This is a genomic window from Tsukamurella soli (genome assembly GCF_039541155.1).
In the GTDB taxonomy this organism is placed as follows: Bacteria; Actinomycetota; Actinomycetes; order Mycobacteriales; family Mycobacteriaceae; genus Tsukamurella; species Tsukamurella soli.
In genome coordinates this window covers 1-8,007 of sequence record NZ_BAABFR010000155.1, presented here as the reverse complement: position 1 = coordinate 8,007, position 8,007 = coordinate 1, and the positions used below count along the sequence as shown (strand labels likewise).

General features: G+C 70.0%; 10 protein-coding genes. 7 read left to right on the top strand and 3 right to left on the bottom strand.

Going from position 1 to position 8,007, the window contains the following annotated elements; genetic code table 11:
• The first annotated feature begins 2 nt into the window (after window positions 1-2).
• Together ABD908_RS25660 and ABD908_RS25655 are read left to right on the top strand one after the other, a co-directional pair.
• Window positions 3-2,552 (top strand): DNA translocase FtsK, encoded by a 2,550-nt coding sequence (locus ABD908_RS25660; RefSeq protein WP_345001431.1) that lies wholly within the window; start codon window positions 3-5, stop codon window positions 2,550-2,552.
• Between the two features lie 267 nt (window positions 2,553-2,819).
• Complete coding sequence (locus ABD908_RS25655; RefSeq protein ID WP_345001429.1) at window positions 2,820-3,800, top strand: TerC/Alx family metal homeostasis membrane protein; 981 nt, start codon at window positions 2,820-2,822, stop codon at window positions 3,798-3,800.
• On the opposite strand, the gene ABD908_RS25650 is transcribed toward ABD908_RS25655, so the two are convergent.
• From ABD908_RS25650 to ABD908_RS25640, 3 genes are all read right to left on the bottom strand, one after another.
• Window positions 3,772-4,545, bottom strand: a complete 774-nt coding sequence (locus ABD908_RS25650; RefSeq protein WP_345001427.1) for a putative protein N(5)-glutamine methyltransferase — start codon at window positions 4,543-4,545, stop codon at window positions 3,772-3,774. The two genes, ABD908_RS25655 and ABD908_RS25650, sit on opposite strands and share 29 nt — an antisense overlap.
• 72 nt (window positions 4,546-4,617) lie before the next feature.
• The gene (locus tag ABD908_RS25645) at window positions 4,618-4,905 is read right to left on the bottom strand and encodes a YciI family protein (protein WP_345001425.1); all 288 of its coding nucleotides are present in this window, start codon (window positions 4,903-4,905) and stop codon (window positions 4,618-4,620) included.
• Window positions 4,902-5,414 (bottom strand): amino-acid N-acetyltransferase, encoded by a 513-nt coding sequence (locus ABD908_RS25640; protein ID WP_345001423.1) that lies wholly within the window; start codon window positions 5,412-5,414, stop codon window positions 4,902-4,904. Before ABD908_RS25640 ends, ABD908_RS25645 begins: the two co-directional genes overlap by 4 nt.
• Between ABD908_RS25640 and pgsA the strand changes: the two genes are divergently transcribed.
• The 5 genes from pgsA to ABD908_RS25615 form a co-directional block, all read left to right on the top strand.
• The gene (pgsA, locus tag ABD908_RS25635) at window positions 5,413-6,036 is read left to right on the top strand and encodes a CDP-diacylglycerol--glycerol-3-phosphate 3-phosphatidyltransferase (protein WP_385921457.1); all 624 of its coding nucleotides are present in this window, start codon (window positions 5,413-5,415) and stop codon (window positions 6,034-6,036) included. The genes ABD908_RS25640 and pgsA overlap by 2 nt on opposite strands.
• A gap of 4 nt (window positions 6,037-6,040) precedes the next feature.
• Entirely contained in the window at window positions 6,041-6,538 is a 498-nt protein-coding gene (locus ABD908_RS25630) for a CinA family protein (RefSeq protein ID WP_345001421.1), read from the top strand.
• Between the two features lie 74 nt (window positions 6,539-6,612).
• The gene (locus ABD908_RS25625; RefSeq protein WP_345001419.1) at window positions 6,613-6,891 is read left to right on the top strand and encodes a helix-turn-helix domain-containing protein; all 279 of its coding nucleotides are present in this window, start codon (window positions 6,613-6,615) and stop codon (window positions 6,889-6,891) included.
• Between the two features lie 88 nt (window positions 6,892-6,979).
• Window positions 6,980-7,789, top strand: coding sequence for a PspA/IM30 family protein (locus ABD908_RS25620; protein ID WP_345001417.1), 810 nt, complete (start codon window positions 6,980-6,982; stop codon window positions 7,787-7,789).
• Between the two features lie 27 nt (window positions 7,790-7,816).
• Window positions 7,817-8,007, top strand: a 191-nt coding sequence (locus tag ABD908_RS25615; protein WP_345001415.1) for a hypothetical protein, incomplete at its 3' end; no start/stop codon positions are given.

The window sequence follows — 8,007 nt, the reverse complement described above, 5'->3', positions numbered from 1 at the left end:
GCGTGGGCGGGGCGGTCCGGACGGGGCGCGGACGCCGTGCGGCGGCCGGCAACGATCCGGCCGCTGCGGTGCCCGGGGCGAAGCGTGGTGACACCGCTCGGCTCGCTGCGGCCGATGGGGCCGCCACGCAGGGCCGGCATTCCCGCGACGGTGTCGCGCTCGGCCTGTTCGCCGTCGCGATCGTGTTGGCCGCCGCCGTGTACTTCGGGGCCGGCGGGCCGATCGGCGGCTACTGCTCCACCGCGGTGCACGCCCTGGTCGGCTGGTTCGCCGTGGCGGTTCCGGTGCTGTGCATCGTGGCCGGCTTCGTGTTGATGCGGTACCCCGACAATCCGTCCGCGCACCTGCGGCACCGGCTCGGATCGGCGCTGGTGATCCTGCCGTTCCTCGGTCTGCTGCACGTCCTCGACGGACGGCCGAAGACCTTCGCCGGGCGCTCGGGCGCCGGCGGCTATCTGGGCTATGTGGTCGGCGGGCCGCTCACCGACGGCTTCACCGTCTGGATCTCGGTGCCCCTGCTGGTGCTTGTCGGGCTGTTCGGTCTGCTGCTGTTCAGCGGCCTCACGGTGCGTGAACTCGGCGAACGCTGCCGCTTCTACTTCGGCGTCGACCTCGATCAGCAGTACGGCGACGAGGGTGACGACCTCCCGGACGGCGAGTACGTCGACTATGCGGAGGACGACGAGCTCGACGGTTATCCGCGCGACACCGGTGACCGGCGCGCGGGCGGATCGCCGTACACCTACGACGGCCGTTCCGACGACGGCGCCGCCGCGCCCTACGGCGATCCCTACGAGAACTACCCGGCCGACCCGGAGCCGCCGCGCCCCTCGCGCCGCCGTAAGCCGAAGGCCGACCCCGTCGACGCGATCGACGGGCCCACCGACGAGATCGTGGCGGAGGACGACGACGCCGCCGACGAGCCGATCGATTGCGTGACCCGCCCGACACCGTCGGCGCCCGAGCCCGCGGCCCGCAGGCCCCGCCCGGCGGTCGTGCAGGACAAGACGCCGCCGCCGGCCCCGAAGGCCACCGACTTCATCGTGGCCCGCGCCATCGAGGGCGACTACCACCTGCCGCCCGCCGACCTGCTGATCGAGGGCGACCCGCCCAAGTCGGGTACCGCCGCCAACGACGCGATGATCGCCGCGATCAGCGGCGTCATGGAGCAGTTCAAGATCGACGCCGCCGTGACCGGCTATACCCGCGGCCCGACCGTGACGCGGTACGAGGTGGAGCTGGGCCCCGGCGTCAAGGTCGAGAAGATCACGCAGCTGCACAGGAACATCGCGTACGCGGTGGCGACCGACAACGTGCGCCTGCTGGCGCCCATCCCGGGCAAGTCGGCGGTGGGCATCGAGGTGCCCAACACCGACCGCGAGATGGTGCGGCTCGCCGACGTGCTGTCGGCCGAGAGCACCCGCAAGGACCAGCATCCGTTGGTGATCGGTCTCGGCAAGGACATCGACGGCGACATGTTGTCGGCGAACCTCGCCAAGATGCCGCACCTGCTGGTGGCTGGTTCGACCGGCTCGGGTAAGTCCAGCTTCGTCAACTCGATGCTGGTGTCGCTGCTCGCGCGGGCCACTCCCGACGAGGTGCGGATGATCCTGGTCGACCCCAAGATGGTCGAGCTCACGCCGTACGAGGGCATCCCGCACCTGATCACGCCGATCATCACCCAGCCCAAGGAGGCCGCGTCCGCGCTCGCCTGGCTGGTCGAGGAGATGGAGCAGCGGTACAAAGACATGCAGGCTTCGCGCGTGCGGCACATCGACGACTTCAACCGCAAGGTGCGGTCCGGCGAGATCACCACGCCGCTCGGCTCCGAGCGCGAGTACCGCCCGTACCCGTACATCCTGGCCGTGGTCGACGAGCTCGCCGACCTGATGATGACCGCTCCCCGTGACGTCGAGGAGGCGATCGTCCGGATCACGCAGAAGGCGCGCGCGGCCGGGATCCACCTGGTGCTCGCGACGCAGCGGCCGTCGGTCGACGTGGTGACCGGCCTGATCAAGACCAACGTGCCGTCCCGGCTCGCGTTCGCGACGTCGTCGCTGACCGACTCGCGCGTGATCCTGGACCAGCCGGGTGCCGAGAAGCTGATCGGCATGGGCGACGGGCTGTTCCTGCCGATGGGCGGTAAGCCGGTCCGCATGCAGGGCGCGTACATCACCGACGAGGAGATCTCGGCTGTCGTCGACTTCGTCAAGCAGCAGGCGGAGCCCGACTACACCGACGGCGTGACGGTGCAGAAGGTGGAGAAGAAGGACGTCGACCCCGATATCGGCGACGACCTGGACGTCTTCCTGCAGGCCGTGGAGCTGGTCGTGTCCTCGCAGTTCGGATCGACGTCGATGCTGCAGCGCAAGCTGCGCGTCGGCTTCGCCAAGGCCGGCCGGTTGATGGACCTGATGGAGAATCGCGACATCGTGGGGCCGTCCGAGGGGTCGAAGGCGCGCGACGTGCTGGTCAAGCCCGACGAGCTGCCGGGTCTGATGGTGATCCTGCGCGGCGGTGGTGGGTCCGAGGAACCCGAGCCGGACTTCTGATCCGGGTGCAGACGGGCCCCGACGGCTTGCCGCCGTCGGGGCCCGTCGCTGCGTGGCGCCGGTGAGGTCCCTCGTACCCAGAGGAACGGTAGGTCGCAGTGTCCGTACCAGCGGTTTCCGGTGGGCATGCTAGCGTGTGCGTGCACGTGTGAGGGGAGTATCCCGCTCGCGGTGGTAACCGTCATCACGGTGGGCCGACGCCCACCCGGTTCCGCCGGACCCGTATCGGGTCGGGAGAGACCTCCGGATTCTGACCGGAGGTGTGTCGTGCACGTTTCTTCTGTCGTCTGGGCCCTGTCGATCTGCGTGGTCCTCGGCCTGTTCGTCTTCGATTTCTTCACCCACGTGCGGCGGCCGCATGAGCCGTCGCTGCGCGAGTCCGGGTTCTGGTCGGCTACGTACATCGGTCTCGCGGTGGTGTTCGGCATCGGGTTGTCGCTGGTCGCGGGCGGGCGGTACGGCGGTGAGTTCTTCGCCGGCTTCGTCACCGAGAAGGCACTGTCGGTGGACAACCTGTTCGTGTTCGTGATCATCATGGGCACCTTCGCGGTGCCGCGGATCTACCAGCAGAAGGTGCTGTTGATCGGCATCGTGCTGGCCCTGGTCATGCGTGGCGCGTTCATCGCGGTAGGCGCGGCCGCGATATCGACGTTCAGCTGGGTGTTCTACCTGTTCGGTCTGTTCCTGCTGCTGACCGCGGTGAAGCTGGTGCGCGAGTCGGGGCACGCCGAGGAGGCCGAGGAGCAGCGGGAGTCGCGCGTCGCCGCGTTCGTCAAGCGCGTGCTGCCCACCACCGACTCCTACGACGGTGACCGGCTGCTGACCCGCGTCGCGGGCCGACGTGTGGTGACGCCGCTGCTGCTGGCGCTGGTGGTGATCGGTCTCACCGACGTCCTGTTCGCCCTCGACTCGATCCCCGCCGTCTACGGGCTCACGAACGAGGCCTACATCGTGTTCATGGCCAACGCCTTCGCGCTGATGGGGTTGCGGCAGCTGTACTTCTTGATCGGCGGTCTGCTGGATCGGCTCGTGTACCTGTCGTACGGGCTGTCGATCGTCCTCGGCTTCATCGGCGTCAAGCTCGTGCTGCACGCGTTGCACGAGAACACTCTGCCGTTCGTGAACGGCGGGCGGCACGTGGCGGTGCCCGAGGTCTCGACCGCGACATCGCTGGTCGTGATCGTCGTGGTGCTCGCGGTCACCACTGTGGCGTCACTGCTCAGGTCGCGCGCGGATGCGCGAGCGTAGGTCGTCGGCGCAGTCCGACGGCGACGGTGGCGTCGCGGTCGGGATCGCGCTCGATGTGCGCGGTCAGGCCGGCGGCCGCCATCAGGGCGGCGGTGCGGTCGGCCTGGTCGTCGCTGGTCTCGATGAACAGGCGGCCGCTGGGGCGCAGCCACGCCGGGGCCGCCGCCGCGATCAGGCGGTGCAGGTCGAGCCCGTCGGCGCCGCCGTCCAGGGTGGCGTGCGGCTCGTGCTCACGTGCCTCGGGCGGCATCAGCGCGATCGCGGCGGTCGGGACGTATGGGGCGTTCGCGGCGATCACGTCGACCGCGCCGCGCAGCGTCGCCGGCAGCGGTGCGTACAGATCGCCCGTCGCCACCGTCGCCGTGGGCGCGTTGACGCCTGCGCACGCGGTCGCCACCGGATCGATATCGGCGGCGAACACCTGCGCACGCCCGCCGACCAGCGCGGCCACCGGGGCCACCCCGCAGCAGAGTTCGACGAAGACGCCACCGTCGGGCGTGGCTGTGCGGGCGAGTTCGGCCAGGAACTCGGTCCGTCGGCGGGGCACGAATACGCGCGGCCGCACGACGAGGCGACGGCCGCCGAAATCGACCCAGCCCAGGATCGTCTCGAGCGGCTCGCCCACCACCCTCCGCGCCAGGAGTGCGCGCAACTCGGCTGCGGAGCGGGCGGCGTCGGCGAGCAGCGCCGCCTCGTCCTCGGCGAACACGCAGCCCGCCGCGCGCAGCTCGTCCACTATTCCCACCTGGTCTTGATACCAGGGCGGGTCCACGCCTGTCGCCCCGATTACGCTCGGCCGGGCCGCCGCGGGGCAGCGCTAGTCGATGTCGCTGAGCGCCCCCATCGTCGGTGTCCACTGCACGATGCGGACGTCGGCGGTGGCACCGACCGCGGCGAACGGATCGTCGGCCATGAAGGTCTCGGCGGCGGCCTGGCTGCCGGCGCGGATGACGATCAGCGCGCCCGATCCGTCCGGGTAGGCGCCGGAGCTGAGGACGTCGCCACGATCGACGCCGGCACGCAGCCACTCGCGATGCGCGGGCCGGTGCTCGTCGCGCACGGCGGCCTGCTCGGGGGCGTAGGTGTAGTGGACGGCGTAGATCACTGTTCCTCCTCGAGAGTGACGAGCATGCGGGTGTTTCCCAGGGTGTTCGGTTTGACGTAGGACAGGTCCAGGAACTCCGCGACGCCCTCGTCGAACGACCGGCACATCTCCTCGTACACCTCGGGGGTGACGGGCGTGCCGTCGATCTCGACGAAGCCGTGTCGGCCGAAGAATCGCGTCTCGAAGGTGAGCACGAACACGCGGTGGAGTTCGAGCCGGCGGGCCACCTCCAGCAGCCGGCCGACGATCGCGTGCCCGACGCCATGACCCTTGACCGCGGGGTCGACGGCCACCGTACGGATCTCCCCGAGATCCGCCCAGAGCACATGCAGCGCGCCGCATCCCACGACGGTGTCGTCGACCTCGGCGACCCAGAACTCCTGCACGGCCTCGTACAGGGTCACCAGATTCTTCTCCAGCAGGATCTTGCCCGCATACACGTCGATGAGGCGTTTGATCTCCGGGATGTCGGAGGTCCGTGCGCGGCGCACCGGTACGGGCGAGGTCATGCGGAAAACAGTAGTACCACCCCATACCGATAGGCTGGGCGGCGTGAGTTCAGCGGACGACACGGCGTCGAGCGGTGCGCGTGCGCCGGTGGTGAATGTGCCCAACGCGCTCACCGTGCTCCGGATCGTGCTCGTGCCGGTGTTCCTGGTGGTGCTGTTCGCCGACGGTGGGCACGACCCGGCGTGGCGGTGGGGTGCCGTCGCGGTGTTCGCGGTTGCGCTGTTCACCGACCGGGTCGACGGACAGATCGCACGCCGGTACTCGCTGGTGACGGAGTTCGGCAAGCTGATGGACCCCATCGCCGACAAGGCGCTCACGGGCGCCGCGCTGATCGGGTTGTCGGCGCTCGGCGACCTGTGGTGGTGGGTCACGATCGTGATCCTGGTCCGCGAGCTGGGCATCACCCTCATGCGCTTCGCCGTGATCGCCGAGGGCGTGATCCCGGCCAGCCGTGGCGGCAAGCTCAAGACCCTGCTGCAGGGCATCGCGATCGGCCTGTACCTGATGCCGCTGCCGCACGTCACCGACTGGCCGCGCGCCGTCATCATGGCCGCCGCCGTGGCCGTCACGGTGCTCACCGGCATCGACTACGTGCTGAGCCTGCGTCGTGGCCGGGCATGACAGGGTGCCGGCCACCGTCGGGCCCGGCACCGTCGTCGCGCTGCTGAAGGAACGCGCGCAGACGGTGGCGACCGCCGAGTCGCTCACCGCTGGGCTGCTCGCCGCCACGATCGCCGATGTGCCGGGCGCCAGCACCGTGCTGCGCGGCGGGTTGATCGTGTATGCGACCGACCTCAAGGCGACCCTCGCCGGCGTGCCCCGTGAGCTGCTCGATCGCTGCGGTCCGGTACACCCGGACACCGCACGGGCACTGGCGGTGGGCGCGCGCGAGCGCTGCGACGCGGACTGGGGCGTGTCGTTGACGGGCGTCGCCGGACCGACCGTGCAGGACGGCGTGCCCGTGGGCACCGTCTACTGCGGGCTCGCCTGCCGGGCCTACGACGTCGCCGTCCGGTTCGAGTTCGACGGTGACCGGTCCGCGGTCCGCGCCGCAGCAGTCGCGGGGGCGCTCGCGGAACTGGCCCGAGCAGTGCGGGAACTATCCCCCGAGCCTGGGCGTTGAGTCGAGAAGTATCGGCGGCACACACCGGCTCAGGTGCTGTGCCCGGATCCATCGAGCGAGAAGAGTGTGAGCCCATGACCCTGCTCCTGCGGGAGGCCATCGGAGACAGCCTGCGCAAGACACGGGTGGCGCAGAGCCGTACGCTGCGCGACGTGTCGTCGTCTGCGCAGGTGAGCCTGGGCTACCTCTCGGAGGTCGAGCGCGGTCAGAAGGAGGCGTCGAGCGAGCTGCTCGCCGCGATCTGCGGGGCACTCGACATCGAGGTCGCCGACGTGGTGGCACAGGCGAGCGTGTCCATGCGCGCGCCCATCGCCAAGGTCGTCATCCCTGCGCCTGCGCTGGCCGCCGCCTGACCCGTCCGGACCCGATTCCGGATAGATTGGTGGGCAACCGTGGGCCCACCTGTGCCCGATCCGACTTGTCTGGGAGGCGAGGAGACAGATGGCGAATCCATTCGTCAAGAGCTGGAAATACCTGATGGCGCTGTTCAACGCGAAGATCGATGAGAACGCGGACCCCAAGGTGCAGATCCAGCAGGCGATCGAGGACGCGCAGCGGCAGCACCAGGCGCTGTCCCAGCAGGCCGCCGCGGTGATCGGCAACCAGCGGCAGCTGGAGATGAAGCTCAACCGCCAGCTCGGGGAGGTGGAGAAGCTGTCCGCCAACACCCGGCAGGCCGTGCAGCTCGCCGACCAGGCCGCCGCGGTGGGCGACACCGCCAAGGCCACCGAGTACACCAACGCCGCCGAGGCGTTCGCGGCGCAGCTGGTGACCGCCGAGCAAGGGGTCGAGGACCTCAAGGCCCTCCACGACCAGTCCCTGCAGGCGGCCGGGCAGGCCAAGCGTGCCGTCGAGCAGAACGCGATGCAGCTGCAGCAGAAACTCGCCGAGCGCACCAAACTCCTCAGCCAGCTCGAGCAGGCGAAGATGCAGGAGCAGGTGTCGGCGTCGCTCAACCAGATGGGCGAGCTTTCTGCGCCCGGCAGCACGCCGAGCCTCGACGCCGTGCGCGAGAAGATCGAGCGCCGGTACGCCAATGCACTCGGCTCCACCGAGCTCGCACAGAACTCGGTGCAGGGTCGCATGGCCGAGGTCCAGCAGGCCACCGTTCAGATGGCCGGACACTCGCGGCTCGAGCAGATCCGCGCATCGATGCAGGCCAACGGTCAGATCGCGAGCGGCCAGGCGGCTCCCGCCAACCCGGGCGTGAACACGGTCAAGCAGGCGGACCCCGCCCAGCCCAACGGCTGACGCGGGTTCGCACCGAACGGCGAGACGATGACCGAGAGCCACAGTCGCCACCGCGAGAGTCTGTCCGCGGTGGCGGCGTCGGCTGCCGACCTCGCGGCGCACGCCGCCCAGACCGCGGCGTCCGCGATGGACGTCGCGGCCCGCAAGGTCGACCAGGCGCGTGACCGGTCCGCGCGGCGGCGGGACCCGAAGGCGGTGCACCTGCGCGTCGTGCGTAG